19 protein-coding genes and 1 other annotated feature are annotated in these 21,095 nt (G+C 39.7%); of the genes, 3 read left to right on the top strand and 16 right to left on the bottom strand.

The genetic code is table 11. The annotated features are described in order from the left end of the window. Nucleotides 1-134: 134 nt before the first annotated feature. From trpA to ACOZBY_RS06670, 6 genes are read right to left on the bottom strand one after another with little or no spacing between them, the layout of a single operon-like run. Nucleotides 135-929, bottom strand: a complete 795-nt coding sequence (gene trpA / locus ACOZBY_RS06695) for a tryptophan synthase subunit alpha (protein WP_036162232.1) — start codon at nt 927-929, stop codon at nt 135-137. Continuing rightward, nucleotides 926-2,137, bottom strand: a complete 1,212-nt coding sequence (gene trpB / locus ACOZBY_RS06690; protein WP_031419280.1) for a tryptophan synthase subunit beta — start codon at nt 2,135-2,137, stop codon at nt 926-928. The genes trpA and trpB overlap by 4 nt, the downstream gene beginning before the upstream one ends. Further along, entirely contained in the window at nt 2,137-2,751 is a 615-nt protein-coding gene (locus ACOZBY_RS06685) for a phosphoribosylanthranilate isomerase (protein ID WP_031419281.1), read from the bottom strand. The genes trpB and ACOZBY_RS06685 overlap by 1 nt, the downstream gene beginning before the upstream one ends. Further along, the gene (gene trpC, locus ACOZBY_RS06680; protein ID WP_036217248.1) at nt 2,748-3,539 is read right to left on the bottom strand and encodes an indole-3-glycerol phosphate synthase TrpC; all 792 of its coding nucleotides are present in this window, start codon (nt 3,537-3,539) and stop codon (nt 2,748-2,750) included. The genes ACOZBY_RS06685 and trpC overlap by 4 nt, the downstream gene beginning before the upstream one ends. Next, nucleotides 3,536-4,567 carry an anthranilate phosphoribosyltransferase gene (gene trpD / locus ACOZBY_RS06675; protein ID WP_422761841.1) on the bottom strand — a complete coding sequence of 344 codons (1,032 nt, stop codon included), beginning with the start codon at nt 4,565-4,567 and terminating at the stop codon, nt 3,536-3,538. The genes trpC and trpD overlap by 4 nt, the downstream gene beginning before the upstream one ends. Further along, nucleotides 4,564-5,934: a chorismate-binding protein gene (locus ACOZBY_RS06670; protein WP_036164355.1), complete on the bottom strand. Its 1,371-nt coding sequence runs from the start codon at nt 5,932-5,934 to the stop codon at nt 4,564-4,566. The genes trpD and ACOZBY_RS06670 overlap by 4 nt, the downstream gene beginning before the upstream one ends. 114 nt (nt 5,935-6,048) lie before the next feature. After that, nucleotides 6,049-6,313, bottom strand: a binding site (T-box leader). A 319-nt stretch (nt 6,314-6,632) separates the two neighbouring features. On the opposite strand from ACOZBY_RS06670, the gene ACOZBY_RS06665 reads away from it, so the two are divergent. Further along, the gene (locus tag ACOZBY_RS06665; RefSeq protein ID WP_031419284.1) at nt 6,633-8,321 is read left to right on the top strand and encodes a methyl-accepting chemotaxis protein; all 1,689 of its coding nucleotides are present in this window, start codon (nt 6,633-6,635) and stop codon (nt 8,319-8,321) included. A gap of 98 nt (nt 8,322-8,419) precedes the next feature. Here ACOZBY_RS06665 and secDF read toward each other — a convergent pair whose 3' ends face one another. Then, nucleotides 8,420-10,687 (bottom strand): protein translocase subunit SecDF, encoded by a 2,268-nt coding sequence (gene secDF, locus ACOZBY_RS06660; protein WP_422761839.1) that lies wholly within the window; start codon nt 10,685-10,687, stop codon nt 8,420-8,422. A 346-nt stretch (nt 10,688-11,033) separates the two neighbouring features. Then, nucleotides 11,034-11,342: a post-transcriptional regulator gene (locus tag ACOZBY_RS06655; RefSeq protein WP_031419286.1), complete on the bottom strand. Its 309-nt coding sequence runs from the start codon at nt 11,340-11,342 to the stop codon at nt 11,034-11,036. 93 nt (nt 11,343-11,435) lie between these two features. Between ACOZBY_RS06655 and ACOZBY_RS06650 the strand changes: the two genes are divergently transcribed. Further along, entirely contained in the window at nt 11,436-12,953 is a 1,518-nt protein-coding gene (locus tag ACOZBY_RS06650; protein WP_031419287.1) for a putative polysaccharide biosynthesis protein, read from the top strand. Here the strand turns inward: ACOZBY_RS06650 and ACOZBY_RS06645 are convergent. Beyond that, the gene (locus tag ACOZBY_RS06645; protein ID WP_031419288.1) at nt 12,950-13,585 is read right to left on the bottom strand and encodes a DUF421 domain-containing protein; all 636 of its coding nucleotides are present in this window, start codon (nt 13,583-13,585) and stop codon (nt 12,950-12,952) included. The genes ACOZBY_RS06650 and ACOZBY_RS06645 overlap by 4 nt on opposite strands. 157 nt (nt 13,586-13,742) lie before the next feature. Between ACOZBY_RS06645 and ACOZBY_RS06640 the strand changes: the two genes are divergently transcribed. Next, nucleotides 13,743-14,582, top strand: a complete 840-nt coding sequence (locus tag ACOZBY_RS06640) for a polysaccharide deacetylase family protein (protein ID WP_422761837.1) — start codon at nt 13,743-13,745, stop codon at nt 14,580-14,582. 89 nt (nt 14,583-14,671) lie between these two features. Here ACOZBY_RS06640 and yajC read toward each other — a convergent pair whose 3' ends face one another. The 7 genes from yajC to ACOZBY_RS06605 form a co-directional block, all read right to left on the bottom strand. Beyond that, entirely contained in the window at nt 14,672-14,935 is a 264-nt protein-coding gene (gene yajC, locus ACOZBY_RS06635; RefSeq protein WP_012295447.1) for a preprotein translocase subunit YajC, read from the bottom strand. A 263-nt stretch (nt 14,936-15,198) separates the two neighbouring features. Continuing rightward, on the bottom strand, nt 15,199-16,344 hold the full coding sequence (tgt, locus tag ACOZBY_RS06630; RefSeq protein WP_012295448.1) for a tRNA guanosine(34) transglycosylase Tgt: 1,146 nt from the start codon (nt 16,342-16,344) through the stop codon (nt 15,199-15,201). Nucleotides 16,345-16,400: 56 nt separating this feature from the next. After that, a complete protein-coding gene (queA, locus tag ACOZBY_RS06625; protein ID WP_031419290.1) occupies nt 16,401-17,441 on the bottom strand; it encodes a tRNA preQ1(34) S-adenosylmethionine ribosyltransferase-isomerase QueA in 1,041 nt (346 codons plus the stop codon). 17 nt (nt 17,442-17,458) lie between these two features. After that, nucleotides 17,459-18,463: a Holliday junction branch migration DNA helicase RuvB gene (gene ruvB, locus ACOZBY_RS06620; protein ID WP_031419291.1), complete on the bottom strand. Its 1,005-nt coding sequence runs from the start codon at nt 18,461-18,463 to the stop codon at nt 17,459-17,461. Nucleotides 18,464-18,480: 17 nt separating this feature from the next. Next, nucleotides 18,481-19,101 carry a Holliday junction branch migration protein RuvA gene (gene ruvA / locus ACOZBY_RS06615; protein WP_012295451.1) on the bottom strand — a complete coding sequence of 207 codons (621 nt, stop codon included), beginning with the start codon at nt 19,099-19,101 and terminating at the stop codon, nt 18,481-18,483. 111 nt (nt 19,102-19,212) lie between these two features. Beyond that, nucleotides 19,213-20,046, bottom strand: a complete 834-nt coding sequence (locus tag ACOZBY_RS06610) for a phosphotransferase (protein WP_080695223.1) — start codon at nt 20,044-20,046, stop codon at nt 19,213-19,215. 34 nt (nt 20,047-20,080) lie between these two features. Further along, entirely contained in the window at nt 20,081-21,067 is a 987-nt protein-coding gene (locus ACOZBY_RS06605) for a LysM peptidoglycan-binding domain-containing protein (RefSeq protein WP_422761833.1), read from the bottom strand. Nucleotides 21,068-21,095 lie beyond the last annotated feature (28 nt).

The following is a 21,095-nucleotide window of genomic DNA, read 5'->3' as shown; positions in this document are numbered from 1 at the left end:
TATCCGTTAGATTGATAGTTTTATCCATCGGTTTAAGAAGGCTATCCGACTGGTTTTGCTCGCTATCTTTCACTTTCTCACTGCTATTCGCCACTCTCCTCTCGCTATCCGTCACACAGCAAAAAAAGCCCACTCTAGTAAAGAGTAGACTTTTCATAAACGTTTTTTGAAGCAGCTATTAATGCTTCTACTGTTGCCATCTTGCCTTCATGTAAGGCCGTCACAATGGCACTCCCAACGATGACCCCATCCCCCAACATTCCCATACTTTTCACTTGCTCGGGTGTTGAAATGCCAAATCCCGCTAGTACTGGGATTGGACTTGCCTGACGTAAGTGGGCAAAATGTTGTTCTAAATTAGTAGCAAAATTAGAGCGTTCCCCTGTAATTCCATTTACAGTCACTGCATAAACAAATCCTTGGCTTGCAGCAGCAATTCGAGCAATACGCTCAGGAGGACTTGTTAATGATACAAGCTGGACCACATCAATGCTATAGGGATTTAAGGCCTCTCGTAAAATTCCGCTTTCCTCTAATGGCACATCTGGCACGATAATTCCTTTGACTCCTCCAGCAATACAAGCTTGAGCAAAGGCCTCCAAGCCATATGCTATTACTGGATTAAAATACGTCATTATAACTAAAGGGACTGTTATTTCCTCTCTAAATGAAGCAAGAGTTTGTAATACTTTCCTCAACGTTACACCTGCTGCCAATGCACGTTCTCCAGCCCGCTCAATTGTTGGACCATCTGCAACAGGGTCTGTAAAGGGAATACCTACTTCAACAGCTGTTACGCCAAGCTGCTGTAGTTTTAAAATCGTTGGCTTGATAGTTTCTAGCCCTCCATCGCCTGCCATAATATACGGGATAAAAGCCTTATGTCCTTCAATCTTTGTCTGGGCAATCGCCTGTTGTAAAGTCGTCATTTCATATCCCCTCCTAGTGCTGCACGAACTGTGTGTACATCTTTATCCCCTCGGCCAGATAAGCACACCACAATAATGCTGTCACTCTGCATTGTTTTGGCAAGCTTTGCAGTATAAGCAATTGCATGGGAGCTTTCAAGCGCGGGAAGTATGCCCTCTGTTCTACTTAATAATTGTAATCCTTCTAACGCTTCAGCATCTGTAATGGCGTTAAATTGAGCTCGACCAATATCGTGTAAATAACAATGTTCTGGCCCTTTTCCCGGATAGTCTAACCCCGCTGAAATAGAGTGCGCTTCTTGAACAAAGCCATTTGCATCTTGTAGTAAATACATGTAAGCGCCATGTAATACCCCTAATTGTCCACCTGCAATAGCCGCTGCATGCCGCCCAGTTTCAAGACCACTCCCTGCTGCCTCTACACCATATAAGGCAACCGATTCGTCGTCAACGAATGGATGAAACATACCAATTGCATTACTGCCACCACCAATACAAGCGACAACTGCATCTGGTAAACGACCTTCCTTTTGCAAAATTTGCGTTCTTGTCTCAACCCCGATAATCCGCTGAAAATCACGAACAATTTTTGGAAATGGATGTGGGCCTAAGGCAGAGCCTAAAATATAATGCGTATCCTCCACATTTGTCACCCAATAGCGCAAAGCAGCATTTACAGCGTCCTTTAAAGTTTTTGACCCACTTTCTACCGACTGAACCTTCGTGCCAAGTAGTTCCATACGGAAAACATTTAACTGCTGCCGTTTAATATCTTCTGCACCCATAAAAACAACACATTCAAGATTTAATAAGGCGCATGCGGTAGCCGTTGCTACACCATGTTGCCCAGCTCCTGTCTCTGCAACAATCTTCTTTTTTCCCATTCGTTTGGCAAGAAGTGCCTGGCCAATCGCGTTATTAATTTTATGAGCACCTGTATGATTTAAGTCTTCACGCTTTAGATAGATTTTAGCTCCACCAAGCTTCTTTGTAAGATTTTCTGCGAAATAAAGCGGGGTTTCACGTCCCACATAGTCCTGCAAATAGTAGGATAGCTCTTCTGTAAACGAGGAATCTTCTAAAGCTTCCTCGTAGGCATTCTCTAATTCTAGCAAGGCAGTCATTAATGTTTCAGGTACGAACCGCCCTCCAAATTGACCGAACCGCCCTGCCTTTGTTGGTACACTATTAGCTATCGAAATGGTCATTATTTATCCCCCCTCTTTACTACTTGTAAAAATGTCCTTATTTTTTTATGATCCTTAATGCCATCTGTTTCTACACCACTTGATACATCCACCATGTATGGGTCTACAGCTGTGATGGCTTCTTCAACATTATCCGCCTTCAGTCCACCAGCTAGTATTAATCTTTCTCGTGGAATGCCCACCTCATCGAGTAGAGTCCAGTCAAAAGTTTGACCACTTCCACCCTTAAAAGTAGTTCCAGGAGCATCGAATAAATAATAGTCCACCTGAAAATTAGCAGCAGCTTGCACATCCTCTTTTGTCCTGATAGACAATGCTTTAATAGCTGGATAACCTTGTTCTAAAATAAATGTTGCTGTTTCCTCTCCGTGGTATTGCACGTAATCTAAAGGCACTCGCTCAACCGCTTCCTGTAATTCAGCAGCAGTTGGATTGACAAAGACACCAATTTTCAAAACACCTTGTGGTACTTGCTTTGCTAATAGCCGTGCCTGTTCAATGGATACACGACGTTTACTTGGTGCAAAAACAAAGCCCACAGCATCTGCACCAGCTTGAATTGCTGTTTGGATATGTTCTAATTCTTGTAAACCACAAATTTTAACTTTTGTCATACTGAAGTCTCCTCGGTTTGAACTTGTAAACGCCTGAGTGCTAGCCCTGCATCTCCGCTCCGCATTAATGCTTCTCCAACAAGAACGCCACTAGCGCCCATAGCCGCCACTTGTTTCGCATCGTCCTGGGACCAAATGCCACTTTCGCTAATTAAAATGTGTCCCTCATCAAACGGAAAAACTTTTGCAATCTCCTTTGTGCGCTGCAAATTGACCTTAAAAGTACGTAAATCTCGATTATTAACGCCGATCAATTTCGCATCTACTGCAAGTGCACGTTCTAGCTCCTCTCTATCATGCACTTCCACTAAAACCTCTAAGCCTAAGCTCGTTGCATAGCTATATAAATCATCTAAAGCTTCATCCGTTAATGCTGCCACGATCAATAAAATAATAGATGCACCTGCTGCCTTAGCAAATCGAATTTGCACTCGATCCACCATAAAATCTTTACAAAGAAGTGGCGTATCCACAGCACGAGCAACTGCGGCTAAATCTTCAAAGGAGCCTTTAAAAAATTCCTTGTCCGTTAATACAGAAATAGCTGCTGCTCCTGCCTGGGCATAAACTTGTGCTTGTGCAACTGGGTCTGCCCCGCCAGCAATTAACCCTTTGGAAGGCGAAGCACGTTTCATTTCAGCAATCACCTGCAATGTGTTTGCTTGCCGTAATGATTGAAATAACGAAGGGCGTTGCTTTTCTGAAAAATTTGCTAAAGGATCGGGCTGCTCTAATAATGCTCCTACCTCTATCCTCTTTTGCTGAAGTATTTTTTGAAGAATATTCATTGTCCGACCTCCACTTCTTTTAATTGCTCACTATAAGCTACAACCGTTTCCAATTTTTGTAGTGCTCGCCCACTACCAATACTGTCTTTCGCCATAGCCACTCCTTCTTTAATCGTTTCTGCCTGACCATGAGCGAATAATCCGATGCCGGCATTTATCAATACCGTATCTAAGTAGGCACTTTGCTCCCCAGCCAGTAAATTTTTCATAATCACCGCATTTTCATCAGCATTGCCACCTCGAATGGCCTCTAATGGTGCCGAGCGAAGACCGACATCCTCTGCGGTTAATGAGAATGGAATCAAATCCCCTTTATCTAGTAAAACCAATGTATTTTGCCCTGCTAAGGAAGCCTCGTCGAGCCCTTGAGGACCTGATACTACAATGGCACGTTCACGTCCTAGCATTTGTAGAACAGAAGCATATTCCATGACAAATTGGGGCCGATTAATGCCTGTGAATTGTGTTGAAAGGGCTACAGGATTTGTTAAAGGACCAACTAGATTGAAGATGGTTGGTCTACCAATTGAACGTCGCACTTCCCCAATCCTCCTTAGTTTGGGATGAACATTCGGTGCATACAAAAAAGAAACTCCTTCCTTTTCCAATAGCTCTACAGTTTGTGGAATTGTCATCTCTGTATGAATGCCTAATGCCTCTAAAACGTCCGAACTGCCAGAGGAGGACGAAATTTTACGATTTCCATGCTTGGCAATTTTAACACCAGCTCCAGCTAGTACGAATGCAGAGGCAGTGCTGATATTAAATGTATGAAGGCCATCTCCACCAGTTCCACAATTATCCATATAACGTCCTTCTTTTACTGGGACATTACTGGCAAATGACCGCATAATTGTTGCTAAGGCCGCTACCTCATGAGCAGTCTCCCCCTTTATAGATAGGGCTGTTAAAAAGCTTGCGATTTCATCTTTAGGTGTGTCATCCTGAAATAGCCATTGCGCCACCTCTAGCATTTCTTCATACATCAAATGCTGCCCTTGTAACACTTTCCGCTGTAAATGTTTCATTTATTTTGCCCTCCATTATTCGCCAATAACTGTAAATATGCACGTTCTTCCTCTTCCAACTGTTGTAAAACTTTTAATACGTCCGTATATTTTGTCACCGCAATAGTGGATTGCATATGCATCATTGTTTGTTTCACCACAATGGATTGCCCTGTTAAAGCAAAATCCAAATGCCCATTAAAACCGATGAAACCGAGAGCTCCACCAAATATACCCGCAGTATGATGCCATTTTTCCAAATAATAGGTTGCCTGTTCTTTAGGTATCCCTGTAGTTGAATATGGTGGTAGCATTGCTGCTAATACATCAAGGGCATGTAGCATCGGCAAAAGTCGACCCTCTATCCTTGAAGTCATGTGTATAGCTTGCTTCGATCTCTCAATGTGCATAGCATCGATTACTTGAACAGAATCCCGAAAACAAACAGACTGTAACTCTTGCTGCACTGCACTCACAAGGACGGCATGTGATTTTCTAATTTTTAGATGGTTGTATAGTTTACGCTCATTAATTAGGTCATCGCTTTTCGTTTTCCCCCGTGGGTATGTGCCCTCTGTTGGAGTTGCAATCACTCGGTCTCCTTTCACTCGTATTAGACTTTCAGGAGAAGTTCCTAAAACCATATAATCTTCAAACTCTACATAATACATATAGGCAGCTGACTTTTTTTTACGAAGCTGTCTATATAACGAAAAAGCATCTCCCTGAAAGTTTGCAACATGGCGCTTCGGTAATATAACTCTTGTTATTTCCCCATTCAAATTACGTTGAATATTTTGTAGAGCTATTGAAAATTGATCCTGTGTAGAAGTATCAAGTGATTGATACATGTAAGTTGCTTCTTCACTTACATGCCCTTCTAATATCTGTTGTGCTAATTTCTCCAAATCAGGCTCTTGTTTTTCCACATCTATATTTGTATGAATCAATGTCACCTCATCAGTTACATGATCAAAAATAATAATTGTTTCATAGACATGAAAATGAGCTTCTGGGAGATCCTTTCCATCTGTTCGTAGCATCGATGTTGGTCCATGACCTATATAACCAATGGCCCCTCCAGAGAACGGAAAATCAGTTGTATTGGAAATACGGGGCATGAGTCTTTTCAATAGGGCAAAGAGCTCTCCTTTATGGACAGAGGTTTTTCCAGTTTGATAGGAATACTCCTGAATTTCTTGCCCCATCCCCTTATACGTTTTTCTTGGATTAGCACCAATAAAAGAAAACCTTCCCGCTCCCTCATGTTGGGCTGAACTTTCAAGCAAAAATTTATGCTTACCCTGTAAACGTCTAAAAATTAAAATCGGTGTTAAAGAATCGCCGTTGATGGTTTTCATTTTTGTTCTTGAACTCGTTGTTTGCATAGCTTTTAATCTCCTTTTCCAAAGATTCCTTTTGCTAATGTCTAGACGAATGAAGAAAAATGTACTGTTGAATGAAAATAAAAAAATCCCCTGCAAAAAGGATTATTCCTAATTGCAGAGGACGATCATGACCGCGTTGCCACCTCATATTAGAGCATATTGCTCTCACTTTAATGCCTGCTCCTGTACGGTCCATTGCTAATCATATTGATTGCAAGGCCTCTATACGTTCAAGCATTCCCTATAACGTGGGGATTCACGTTCGCTTTTTAAAAGCGACTCTCATAAGTCCATTCACATAAGCTACAAATCAGTTCTCACCAGCCACTGACTCTCTATATTGCACACCTATGCTACTACTCTTATTCAACAATTTCTCAGCTATTCTCATCTACACTCAGCTCATCTGTTCTTAGGTTGACCACGCTCCCGTAGCCTTCTACCTTGACCGAACAAAAAGTTAGCCTTAATTTTATGCTAAATAAATATAATTGTCAATCAATTTTGAAGAATCAAGTGGATAACATGGATTTCAGAAGCCTTTTACATAGGTATATAAACCTTTTTAAATTCCATAAAAAGTAAATAATACTTCTCCTGTTGAAAATTTTCTGAGTATTGACCTTGTAAAAATATCAAGCTATAGTAATTTCAGAACATTTATTTTTTCCATATAACAAAAGAAGGTAGGAACGTCTATGTCCGTTCGTAAAAAACTAAATCTGGGCTTCATTTCATTAACATGTTTACTCTTCATTTCTAGTATTGTGAGCTTTCTGCAATTCAAAGCTACGCAAAATGATCTAGAAGAAGTACTGCAGCACCGTATTGTACAAATGCAATTAACAGTGAAAATTCAGCAAGAACTCGCATCACAAGGTTTATTTTTACGTTCCTATATTTTAAATCCAAAGGATGAAACCGCTAAAGCAAACTTAGCGCGCTATGAAAAGCGTTTACCAGAATCGGTGAATGAGCTTTCTACCCTTGTTCGTTCAGACTACACAAAAAATATTATGCAGCAAATCACAGCATTACAAAAAGATTTACTTACTCATTCCGAAAAGGCAGTCCAAGCCTTCAATAATGGAAATGTCGATTTAGCCCTCTCTTACATAAATAATGATGTGACAAAAGATAATAAAGAACTCTTCCAATTAACGAAGGAAATGTTAGATTATCATAATGAGCAGCTACAAAAGGTTGATGCTGAAGTTAATCAAACGGTTGCAAGAGCAATTATTATTTCCATCACGCTTCTATTGGCTAGTGCCGTTATTGGCGTTTACTTTATGTATTTTGTTAAAAAATCGATTGTTCAGCCATTGCATCTTGCAATTGGAGCGGCTGATACTTTAGCACAAGGAGATTTATCGATTGATGAGCTTACTCACCAATCAAATGATGAAATTGGTACACTAGCCGTGGCAGTCAATACTTTAAAGCAAAATCTAACTGGATTAATGTCAAATATTCAAGATAGCGCCTCCCACCTATCAGCTGTCTCTGAAGAGCTGTCTGCTAGCACAGAGGAAGTGACGGCAACTTCTGATGATATTGCCCAACGTATTCAAGAAAATTCAACACATATCGTTTCATCTGCAAGTGCTTCACAGCAAAGTGCTGTGGCAATGGATGAAACAGCATCCGGTGTTCAACGCATTGCAGAGGCGACACAAAGCCTTCATGCCAATGCAGAAAGTATGACCCAGCTCGCGCGAACAGGAGGAACAACCATTTCCACAGCGAAAGAGCAGATGTCTATCATTTCTGTGGCTACCTCTGAAATTGCTACATTGACAGATAAACTAAGTAAACAATCAGAAGAAATCGGACAAATTACAGCCGTCATCACGGCCATTTCAGAGCAAACAAATTTGCTGGCCTTAAATGCGGCAATTGAAGCGGCAAGAGCTGGGGAGCACGGTAAGGGCTTTGCGGTAGTAGCGGATGAAGTACGTAAACTTGCTGAGGAATCTAATCAGTCTGCCAATCAAATCGTTGCCATTACAAAAGAAATTCTGACAGATACACGCAATGTTGCAGCCGCTGTCGATAATGGTCTAGCTTCTGTAAAAGACGGCGTAAACAAAATTCATGAGGCAGGAGATGCTTTCTACTCCATCACATCAGCAGTGACAGCATTTACGGAGCAAATTGAGGAAATCTCTGCCACATCTGAAGAAATTTCCGCCAGTGCTGAGCAGGTTGCTGCCTCTGTCACGGAAATAGCAAGCGTTTCAAATCAATCAGCCAGCAATTCACAAATAATTGCAGAGTCTGTTGATGAACAAGTTGCGACTATGCAGCAAGTGAATGCGGTCGCTGAAGAATTAAGTCAACATGCTCAGCAGCTACAGACATTGCTTCAGCAATTTAAATTATAACCTATAAAAATCTGCTGCTTTTTAGAAAGCCAGCAGATTTTTTTGCATCATAAAAGCAGGGTATAGAAAACAATTCGTTTTCTATACCCTGCCCATAATTATACAACAGGTTCGTCTGTACCCCATTGTTTTTTCTCTTTTTTGTGTAGCTGCCCATCTGATTTTTTCATTTCACGAATTTTTAATGAATACCAGATTTGAGCTGCGATACAGATGGAAGAATACATACCTGTAATTAGACCAATCAATAACGCAATTGAGAAGTTTTGAATAGATGGTGCGCCAAAAATTAATAAAGCTATAACAACAATAATAACTGTTAAGACGGTATTAACAGAACGTCCCATTGTTTGACGGAGCGACTTATTCACAATATCCGCCAATAATTCACGGTCATTAATGGTATCATATCGATCTAAGTTTTCACGCATACGGTCAAAGGTAACAATCGTATCATTGATGGAGTAACCAACAATGGTTAAAACTGCCGCAATAAAAGTAATATCCACCTCTAAGCGCATAAAGCTAAAGACAGCAACGATTAAGAATACATCGTGTAATAATGACACAATTGCTCCAATACCCATACGCCATTCAAAGCGAATTGCTACATAAATGATAATCCCAAGTGCTGCAAGTGACAATGCTTTAATGGCATTTTTCACAAGCTCCTTACCAACTGTTGGCGATACCGTACTTACAGTAGGCTTATGACCATATTTATCGGTTGTTTCCTTTTGGAATTTTAAAATATCTGCTTGTGATAAATCAGATTTATAACGAACAATTGCAGATGTGCTCTTTTCTCCTGAAAGGACAATATCCTCCGAAGGGAAACCGATACTATCAACGAATTTTGCCACTTCTTCTTGTGTTAACGTTTGTTCTGCTTCAATTTGAATACGTGTACCACTAGAGAAATCGATACCAAGGTTTAGTCGGAAAATACCTATAACCACTAAACCAGCCACTAAAATGGCTAAAGAGAATGTATAAAATTTCTTACGATTGTGAACAAAATCGAAACGATCAAATTTCGTTGTTAAATCTAATGTACCAATGTTTTCATCCAAGCTATGTTGTTTTGATTTAGCAATACCATACCATGCTGGATTATTGAAATAGCCACTGTTAACAAGGAACCCTAATAGAACACGGGAACCCCAAACTGCTGTTAAGAAGCTCAATAGAATACTTATAATTAATGTAGTTGCGAAACCTTTTACAGAGCTTGTCCCGAAGTAAAATAGAATGCCCGCTGCTAATAGCGTTGTCAACTGTGCATCCACAATAGCCGATAAAGATTGTTTAGAACCAATTTGGAATGCCTGCTTAGCAGAATACCCTACTCGAAGCTCTTCACGTATACGTTCTGCCGCTAAAATGTTAGCGTCTACAGCCATCCCTATACCAAGTACAATGGCGGCAATACCTGGAAGCGTTAATACCGCATTAATCCAATCAAATACAACCAATACTAAGAATGTGAATACAACAAGTGTAATGATGGAAATAACCCCTGGTAGACGATAGTAAAATAACATAAATAAGAAAATAATTACTACGCCGACAATACCTGCAAAAATGGTACTTTTCAGTGCCTCATCACCAAACTGAGCACCAACAGAAGTTGAGTAAATTTCATCAAGCTTAACAGGTAGTGCCCCTGCATTTAAAATTCCTGATAAATTTTTTGTTTCATCAACAGAGAAACTACCACTTATCATAACGTCTGTAGTATTTAATGTTTGGCTAACTGTTGCTGCTGATGCATAGCGTGGCTTCGCTTTTTGTGACTCCGCTTTATAAGAGTCTACACCCTCTTCAAAGTCTAACCATACAACTAATAAATTTTGTCCTGCAGGTTTCGCAGCAATTTTACTTGTTACATCAGCAAATTTTCCCGCATCTTTTAATTTTAATGATACGATTGGGCGATTTTGTTGGTCAAAGGAAGCACTAGCCCCATTTTCTTTTAAATCATTCCCATCTAATAATAAATTATCATCCACATCACGGAATGTTAAATTTGCAGAAGTAGATAGTAGCTTACGTGCCGATTCCTGATCTTCAACACCAGCTAATTGCACACGAATACGGTTTTCTCCCTCTACCTGAATGCTTGGCTCACTAACACCAATGGCATTGACACGGTTACCAAGGGCTGTTGCCGTAGCTGCAACAACTTCCGGTGTGATTTTTTGTCCTGCCTTTAATTCATTTACCTCATAAAGCACCTCAAACCCGCCCTGTAAGTCAAGACCAAGCTTAATGTCCTTTAAGACGCCGTTTACAGTCGTACCAATTCCAGCTGCCAGAAGCACTAGAATTAATAGGAATGCAACTATACGACTTTTTAGTTTCATCGAAAATCCTCCTCGAAATGGTGTAAGGGTTGTCCTTACACGCCAAACAAGTAACTAGCAATACCTTTTGAAACGATTAATCCTCCTTTTCCTTAGAATCATGTTACCTGTGTTTCAAAAAGGTTGCCTCACTTAGTTCATTCGTTCATAACGCGCAAGTTTATCTTTGTATTATTAGGTACTAACCTTCCTAATGCAAGTACAATCGCATAGAAGATTTATGTAAGTAAACAGTTATTCAAAATAAAAAAAGCGCAACACACTTATTATGAAACAGGTTGCGCTTGGTGTCAATTCAACACATGTAGGTTTCTTTGAATTATTACAAGATTTGACACATCGTAATTTACGTTTTGACTGGACCAAGCAGTAATTGTAATTCTTCTGTATTCAATTCTTCAAACCAATTGTCACTTTGTAAAAACTCTACTTGATTGAATGAGACAATATCAGATGGTGATACCGAGAATATGGTAGCAATCACCTCATATAAGCGAAGTTGTTCTACTTTCTTTTTACGCCATTTTTTTTCAACACAGTACCGCCAAAGCTCTTCAGCCGTTATAGCATCATATCGAAAATACTTGAACTCTGCTATCTTACTATCAATGGCAGGACGAATTTTTTCAAACAGTTGCTCATATTGCATACTCATTTTGAATCATCTCCAATCAAAGTCGTAACGTAAGACATGCTTGCATACAAATAGTGTAAATGAATTTTTGCGGCTTGAGAAGGGACGGATGGCATGAGTTCTTTTGTACGAGGTACATTATTTTTAATGTTTGTCATTTTCTTATCTAAACTTTTTGGCTTCTTTTATAGAATGCAATTTATGCGAATTGCTGGTGAGGAGGCAGTCGGTATTTATATGACCGTCTATCCAGCATTTATTTTCTTCATCTCACTCATTCAACTTGGACTACCTATTGCTGTAGCTAAAATTGTGGCAGAATTACTAGCTAAAAATAAACGCGAAAGCATATTTGGCGTCATGCGTACTGCGATTCTTTGGTCGTTTATTGGTATGATCGTTTTTATGCCCCTTGTTGCACTCACTATACCATATATTTCTACAACGCTCTTACATAATGAACATACAACTTTCACTTTATGGATTGCTCTCTTTGCCGTACCAGTATCAGTAGGATCTGGTTTATTACGTGCTTATTTACAAGGTATCGCTAAAATTACACCTACCGCATGGTCACAAATGATTGAACAAGTTGTTCGGATTAGCTTTATTACACTAATGCTTCCATACGTGGCTAATTATAATAATGCCGCTGTGACAGCTGCTGCCGCCATGGGTATTACGCTTGCTGCAGAGGTAGTAGCATTCCTTTATTTATGGCTGCATTATATAGTTTCAAAAAAGAAATTAATTGCGCGCAAAACAAAAATCGAAGGTTATCCTTCATCGCCCATGCTACGTATAGCTCTGCCTTCCGCAGGCAGCAAGCTTTTTGGTTCTTTCACTTGGTTTTTAGAACCAATTATCTTTCTAAAAGCTTTAACAGTAGCAGGCTTAACAGCATCAGCAGCTACCATTCTATACGGTGTCATCTCAGGTGTTTTGGTGCCACTACTACTATTTCCTGCTTTTGTGTCAACCGCTTTATCGATTGTCCTTATTCCGGCTGTTAGTGATGCCGTTGCTAGACAGCACATCCCTTTGTTACAGGAACGAATTTCGGTTTCCCTAAGATTATCTTCTTTAGTGGGCTGTTTTGCCGCTACATATTTCTTTGTACATGGTGATGAATTGGCTATGAAGCTTTTCCATTTAGAAGAAAATCGTGGTTACGTAAAAATTTTAGCACCCATTTTTTATTTTTATTATATTCAAAGCCCTCTGCACTCCATCCTTCAGGCGATTGGCGAAGCTCGGGCAGCGATGATGAACTCCATCTATGGGGGCCTAGGGAAATTATTTGTTATGTTTGTACTTGCCTCTCAGCCCGGTATTCAAGAAAAAGGAGCTGTGGTAGCTATTGGTTTTGGCGTATTGATGACCTCTTTCTTGCATATAGCAACTGTTAGACAACGGAAAAATTTACGAGCAGGCTTTAGAATGTTTGTCGTACCTTATAGTTGCTTTATTGTCGTTTGTATCGCCCAGTACTTCCTAATGCCCTTACTATCACTACCATTTATTTTAAATAGCTTTGTCACATTATTTTTACTATTTACGAGTTTATTATTTACAAATCAATTACGTATAACAGATTTCCGCTATATCCGTAAATTAGCAAAGAAAGTTTAGTTTTCCTTTAATTGAATATACAGTCGCTCGTCTTCCCAAATACAAAAAAATACTTTTTCACTATCTGTAATATTATTTTTAGCTAATTCACTCTTTAACCATTCCACGTCTTTATGCATGGTTAATAAATGTCTCTCTTGAATCTCTCCATCAATAATCAAAGGATAAACGAATGCTTTTTCATCTTTTTTGTAAACGGAAAGGTTTCCCGAAGGTTCTAAATAGGCAAATGCAACATCGGTGACAGAGGCGATACCATTTTCTCGTAATTGCTGACATAAATCATCTAAATTATAACGGTGTTTACGCATTACACTCTCTAAAATCACACCGTCTTTCACTAGTAACGCTGGATCACCATCAACTAAGTCGCGTATACCTTTGAACTTCAACGATAAATAAGCACTTAATATTTGTATAAAGAGCAAAATAATAATGGGTAAAATGGCATTAAAAAGAGGATTCTTATAATCATCTAACGCAAAAGCAGCCACTTCTGCAATTAATACAAAAACCACTAAATCAATGACAGATAGCTCACCCAATTCTCGTTTACCCATTAAACGAAAGACAATGATGATAAACACATATAAAAAACAGGTTCTAAAAATGATGTGGAAATATTCTTCCATCAATAACACCCCCATAATATCAAGGTGACCTTATTTTTGTTTTTTATACAGAAGAATGATTGGATATTGCTAAAAATACAAGGAATAGTCCGTAGTTGTTCGTACAAAATATAAAGAACGAAACAGTTAAGACTATAAACAGCAAAAAGGTGAGAAAATGATAAGGAAAATAATTGCTTTCGTTGTTGTTTATATTGTTCTGTTTACTCATCCATTTCTTACTTATGGATACCAAGAACAGAATATACCCGTTCTTATGTACCACCATTTAGCGGAAAATATAAACAATAATACAGTTATTTCACCCAATAATTTTGAGAAACAAATGAGGTCCCTTAAGGAAGAAGGTTATCATGCGATTTCTGTCAAAGAATTACACGATTACTTGACTAACCAAAGCAAATTACCCGCGAAGCCTATATTAATTACTTTCGATGATGGCTATCTCAGCAATTACGAAATGGCGTATCCGATTTTGAAAAAATATGACATACATGCTGAAATTTTTGTTATTGCAAGCCGAATAGTCGATACAAGTAAAGATTTTGCCTATCCACATGAAATTGCCAAGATGAACTGGGATCAATTAAAAGAAATGCAAGATTATATAACGATTCAAAGCCATACTTGGGACTCCCATTATAAATTACCTTCAAAATTCGGCAGACTGAATGGGGCTATTTACGGTCCAAGCTATTTGAATGGACAATTAGAGAGCCAGCAGCAGTACGAGGCTAGAGTCAGAAATGATTTTATTCACTCCCGAAAAATAATTAAAGAAAAATTAGGCTACGAGCCCATCGCCATTAGCTATCCATACGGTATTCAATCTGCTGCCACCATTAAAATTGCACAGGAGGCTGGTTTTAAGATGGGCTTTGTTATTCAGAATAAAAATGTTAAAAAGGGCGATGGATTATTCACATTAAGTAGAATTATTGTAAATGGCAATGATTCAGGTCCCGACTTAATTCATAAAATAAATACAATGAAATAGTGACAGGAGGAATATACCCCTCCCTTGCGCTTCAGCGCACAAGAAAAGGCTTACAATATAGCTATTGTAAGCCTTTTTCTTTATAATGTTTAAATGTCTTTCTCAACTCGTCCGATTGCTTGACGGTCAAATTTTACACGTACATTATCAGCGATTTTTAATGTTACTGCTGTGTCCTCAATTGCATCAATGACACCATGCAGGCCACCGATTGTAATGACTTTATCTCCACGTTGCAAACTACCTTGCATATTTTGTGTTTCCTGCTGTCTTTTTTTAGCTGGACGGATTAAGATAAACCACATAGCAACGAACATTAATAATATCGGTGCTAAGCCTAATAATTGATCCATATTACTTCTTGCCCCCTTTCCAAATCTCACTTTTTTAGTATAGACTATTCCACCATTAAAAAGCGATGGACAAGCCCAAAAATTTTCTCATTTACTAATATTTTTTCTATGATTGACAATATTTTGCTAGAAATATTCACTTTTTACAAAGTTTTGAATGATTTTGCCATACTATGGCAAGTAATGTAGGACATTAGAGGTTTTCTAATGTCCCTTTTTATGAAAAAACTCGTTCACTTTATTATCCTTAGAAAAGTAATTAATTAAAAGTTTTTCGCATTTGGTCCATTAAAGCCATATTTCTCGAAAAATTCTTCTCGGAAATCACCTAAGCGATCTTGACGAATTGCCTCACGCACTTGTTCCATTAGCTTTAACAGGAAGTGTAAGTTATGATAAGACGTTAAACGAATACCGAACGTTTCTTCTGTGCGAATCAGGTGACGAATATAAGCACGTGAATAGTTTTTACATGTATAGCAATCACAGTTCGGATCAATCGGCCCAAAGTCACGAGCATATTTTGCATTCTTTACGACTAAACGACCTTCTGATGTCATCAGTGTACCATTACGAGCAATACGTGTTGGTAGAACACAGTCGAACATATCAACACCACGAATAGCTCCATCGATTAATGAATCTGGTGAACCCACTCCCATTAAATATCGAGGTTTATTTGCTGGCATTAACGGTGTTGTGAACTCAAGAACACGGTTCATGATATCTTTTGGTTCACCAACAGATAGTCCTCCTATCGCGTAGCCTGGGAAATCTAACTCCACTAATGCTTCTGCAGAACGACGGCGTAGATCCTCATACTCACCACCTTGAATAATTCCGAATAACCCTTGTTCTTCTGGACGACTATGGGCTTCTTTGCAGCGTTTTGCCCAACGTGTTGTACGGTCTACCGATTGCAACATATATTCATGTGTTGCAGGATACGGTGGACATTCGTCGAAAGCCATCATGATATCCGAGCCTAAGTCATTTTGAATTTCCATCGCTTTTTCTGGACTTAGGAATAATTTATCCCCATTAAGATGGTTACGGAAATGTACGCCTTCCTCTTCAATTTTGCGGAACTGGCTTAGGGAGAATACTTGGAAACCACCTGAATCTGTTAAAATGGGTCTATCCCAATTCATAAATTTATGCAGTCCGCCTGCTTCCTTAACGATATCATTGCCTGGACGAAGCCATAAATGATACGTGTTGGATAAGATAATACCAGCATTCATTTCTTTTAATTCCTCTGGTGACATTGTTTTAACTGTTGCTTGTGTTCCAACAGGCATAAATGCTGGTGTTTCAAAAGAGCCGTGTGGTGTATGCACAATGCCAAGACGTGCTCCTGTTTGTTTACATGTATGAAGTAATTCATAGCGAATAGCTGGTTGTGTCATAAAAATAAAAATCCTCTCTGATCTGAAGTAAAAACAGTACTCCGATTTTTTCTTTTTTATTCTTTTGGTCGAATAAACATAGCATCACCAAAACTAAAGAAGCGATATTTTTCTTCTACAGCTTGCTGATAAGCACTTAAAATAGTTTCACGAGTGGCTAGCGTACTCACTAGCATAACAAGGGTTGACTTTGGTAAATGGAAGTTTGTAATTAAACCATCTACCACGGTAAAAGTATAGCCTGGATAGATGAAAATAGACGTCCAACCTTGCTCTGCTCGTACCTCACCATCATATTTAGAGCCAATTGTCTCCAATGTACGTGTAGAGGTAGTCCCAACAGCTATTATCTTCCCGCCATTACGCTTTACACGATTAATCGTGTCTGCTGCTTCTTCTGTCACACTATAAAATTCTGCGTGCATTTCATGGTTTTCAATAGAATCTACACTAACTGGACGGAATGTTCCAAGTCCTACATGAAGTGTAATAAAGACAACCTCTACCCCTTTTGCCTTTACTTGTTCTAATAATTCTTCTGTAAAATGGAGCCCGGCCGTTGGAGCAGCAGCTGACCCACGCTCTTTCGCATAGACCGTTTGATAGCGATCTTTGTCTTCTAATTTTTCTCGTATATAAGGCGGTAATGGCATTTCACCAAGCTGCTCTAGTATTTCAAAAAAGATTCCATCATAATGAAATTCAAATGTTCGTCCACCATGGTCAAGCTCACCTGTACAAGTAGCTGTTAACAATCCATCTCCAAATGTAATAACTGTCCCTACTTTTACACGTTTTGCTGGTTTTACAAGTGTTTCCCACTCATCTGTACCTGGCAATTGCTTTAATAATAGTACCTCTATATGGGCACCTGTCTCCTCTTTTACACCCATTAAGCGAGCAGGTAAGACTCTTGTATCGTTTAACACAAGGCAGTCTCCAGTACGTAACTCCTCTAAGACATGAGCAAAATGGTGATGCTCTACTTCATTTGAGCCAGGTGTTACGACCATTAATCGACTAGCTGTCCGATCTACTAAAGGTGTTTGAGCAATAAGCTCCTCTGGTAATTCAAAATCAAAATCTTCTACACGCATGAAAAAAACTTCCTTCTTTATGTTTGTTGGGGATACTCATATCCAAAATGTTCGTAGGCTAAATGTGTCGCTACTCTTCCTCGTGGTGTACGTTGAATAAGCCCAATTTGCATGAGATAGGGTTCATATACATCTTCTATAGTCACCCGTTCCTCACCAATCGATGCTGCAAGCGTATCTAAGCCCACAGGACCTCCTCGAAAGCGCTCAATCATGTTAGTGACAAGTTTATGATCAATGTGATCAAGCCCTCTTGGATCGACTTGTAACAGCTCTAGCGCTTGCTTTGCAAGGCCCTCCGTTATCATACCATCTCCAAGCACTTGTGCATAATCTCGTACTCGTTTCAATAAGCGATTGGCAATTCGAGGTGTACCACGAGAGCGTTTCGCCATTTCCATTGCTGCTATTTGCTCAATTTCTACCTCAAATAAATGAGCACTGCGAGCAACTATTTCAGCAAGGGAAATATCATCATAGTACTCTAAGCGTAATAAAACACCAAAGCGATCTCTTAGAGGTGCTGATAAGGCACCAGCTCTGGTTGTAGCACCTACAAGGGTAAAGGGAGGTAAATCAAGGCGTACAGAACGTGCTTCAGGACCTTTTCCCACAACAATATCTAAACAGAAGTCCTCCATTGCTGGATATAACACTTCTTCAATGGCACGAGGTAATCGATGAATCTCATCAATAAATAAAACATCACCAGGCTCTAGTGAACTTAAAATCGCTGCTAAATCTCCTGGACGTTCAATTGCAGGACCACTTGTCATGCGTACATTGACACTCATCTCATTTGCAATAACAACAGCTAATGTTGTTTTACCAAGCCCTGGTGGCCCATATAACAGCACATGATCTAAACTTTCCTGCCGAAGTTTTGCTGCCTCAATGAAAATTTGTAAATTTTCCTTTACTTTATGTTGCCCTATGTATTGGGCTAACCTTTGCGGGCGTAAAGATAATTCAAATTGTTCATCATAGCCACTTGCCTCACTAGCCATCATACGTTCAGACATGCCTCTTCCCTCCTTCCTTATTTTAATTTTAATAATAGTTGTAACGCTTGTTTCATATAGGCATCTGTCGTTTCCAGCTTGTCGTTATCCTCAAGCAGTGGGCGAATTTTTTCGAGCTCCTTTTCAGAGTAACCAAGTGCCGCTAAAGCAAGTATTGCTTCTTCTAATTCGTGTTTATAAGGATGAACGCCAAACAATGGCAGCTCATCTTCTGTACTCGGCAGTTCGATTGTCTCTAATAAAGAGCCTAGCTTGCCTTTTAAATCTAATATCATCTGACGAGCAGTTTTTTTACCTACTCCTGGGAACTTCACTAAAAACGTTTCATCTTCCCGTTCAATCGCACTTATAACCTGCTGTGGGTTGCCAGTCGCTAAGATAGCCAGCGCTCCCTTAGGACCTATTCCAGATACTAAAATTAACTTTCGAAAAAGCTCGCGCTGATCTAGATTTGGGAAACCATAAAGCACTTGTGCATCCTCTCGTACATGCAAATGAACATAAATTTGTTGCTCCATGGCTGATGTTCGAAATGCAAACGGATTGGGCGTATTCAATTGCCAGCCAATACCCTTTTGTTCTAGCACAATATATTCTGGTGTAATACGAGTAATTAGTCCTTTTAAATAATCATACATCTATATTCCCTCACAATCATCGTCTTCGATTATAGCATATAGCGAACGAATGCTCGACAGAAAGTCCTGTTCAAAACGCTGTTCAAGACAAAAATGACCGCCAAATGACGGTCATTTCTTCACAAATCTATCAATATCGTACCACAGTTTTGGCCAATAGGTGAGGGCTCGTTTAGTAAATGGTACTAAATAATCTAAAAATACTAGTTGCTGATCAAGGGGTAAATCCACAGCGAAAAGCCATTCCCTTAATAGTTCATTCGGATATTTTAAACGATGAAGCTTTCTTTTATCAAGCCGTTTCAGTTCTGGTAACTCCGCAAAGACTTTGGCTAAATCATAATCAACTGCAGGTAGCACCCGATGCAACCATAAAATATACTCGTCATCCGCTTCTCCAAGATGTGCCAAATCAAAATCAATTAAACGCAATTGTCCATCCGTGCACCATAAAAAATTATGATGCACGACATCCCCGTGCAATAGTGTAATTTCTTTTTCGGCTACATCTTCCAGCGCAATTAACTGCAGCGATTTATCACTATAATGCAATATTTGATCGATCTCTTCTTTTGTTAAGAAAGCCCGAAACTCATTTCTTCTGCTTTTAAAACGCATATGACGCATTTGCCATTTTAAAAGTTGTGAATAGGTATGCAAGCCAGGCAAGCGTTGCCAAGCAACTTTTTTATATGTGTCATGTAAAGCTATTAGTAGTTGAAGAGATTCCCTGCGATCCTTTTTATGAGCAAAATTGGCACCATGGCTACCTTCTTGCCATTCTTGCACAATTAGCTGCTCATCGTCACTTTGGACTAATGGTAGGATAAGATTAGGTTCAATTCGACCTAGCTGGCGATGAATTGTTCTTACCTTCTCTGCAATTTCTAGTTGTTTTGCTCGTTTGACAAAGTAAGTATTCGATCGATACCTATATTTCCAAATATTTGATTTTACCTCTTCGACAATATACGCTTTTTCACCATCGATAAGGCGTCATCCCGCCTGGGAAATAATGCGGTGACATCCAAGGTCCTACTGATGACGGGCATGGCGGTGGACAATGCGTTGGGCATGGTGGTGGTGGACAATGACACGGATCCATTTGCCATGCAGGCATTGGCATCTGCATTGGTTGTGATTGACAGCCACATGATTGTGCTTCACAGCCACATGATTTGCCCATGTTCATGTCAGGCATCATATTAAATTGTGGCTGCATTTGTTGATTAGGCGTGTGGAAAAATGGTGATGTAGACTCTAAGAAGTCTTCCATCTCGCCCATTTTATTTTCTGGCATCTCAAAGGACATCGGCTGCTGCGGCATCATATACTGCTCGGCCTGTGGCTGCATTGGCATTGGCCACCACATTTGATGATAAATTGGTTGATGGCAGCTTGAGCAATGTGGTACTGGATGTGGCATGATATGCATTGGTGGTGCTGGTTGTGGTACTGGATGTGGCATTGGCTTCGCTACTGGTGGTGGTGGTGGCGGTGGCGGCGCTGGCTGTATTTGTACTGGTGGTGGTGTTGTGACTGTTTGCTCTACTTGTGGCATGACTACCTGTTGGTGCCAATTCATTTCTACAGGCTGTGGAACCCACATCGGTTGTTGTGGCATCTGCATTGGCATTGGCATTGGTATAGGTATTGGAATCATTTGTGGCTCAGGCATTGGCATTGGAGCAGGTGGTACAATTGGTGGTGGCGGTGGCATTGGTCTCTGTACCTCTTTTTTCGGAACTTCCTTAGGTGTCTCCTTATGCATTTGTGATTCCTTTTTTGGCATTGCTTTATGTGGCTCTTTGTTTATTTTTTCAGGCAAAATAATTTCCATGCCCGGGACAATATAATCTGGGTTGGCAAGATGGACATTGAGCCGCTTCAAATCTTCAAACGAAATGCCGTACTCTTTCGCAATCTTCCACAATGTGTCTCCCTTTTGAACAATATGAATACGCAATTTTTTCCTCCCTTCCTCTCTACGTATC

It is taken from the genome of Lysinibacillus sp. NPDC056220 (assembly GCF_049315265.1).
GTDB lineage: Bacteria > Bacillota > Bacilli > Bacillales_A > Planococcaceae > Lysinibacillus > Lysinibacillus pinottii.
The sequence above is the reverse complement of the archived record's forward strand: the minus strand, read 5'-3'. Positions and strand labels throughout refer to the sequence as shown.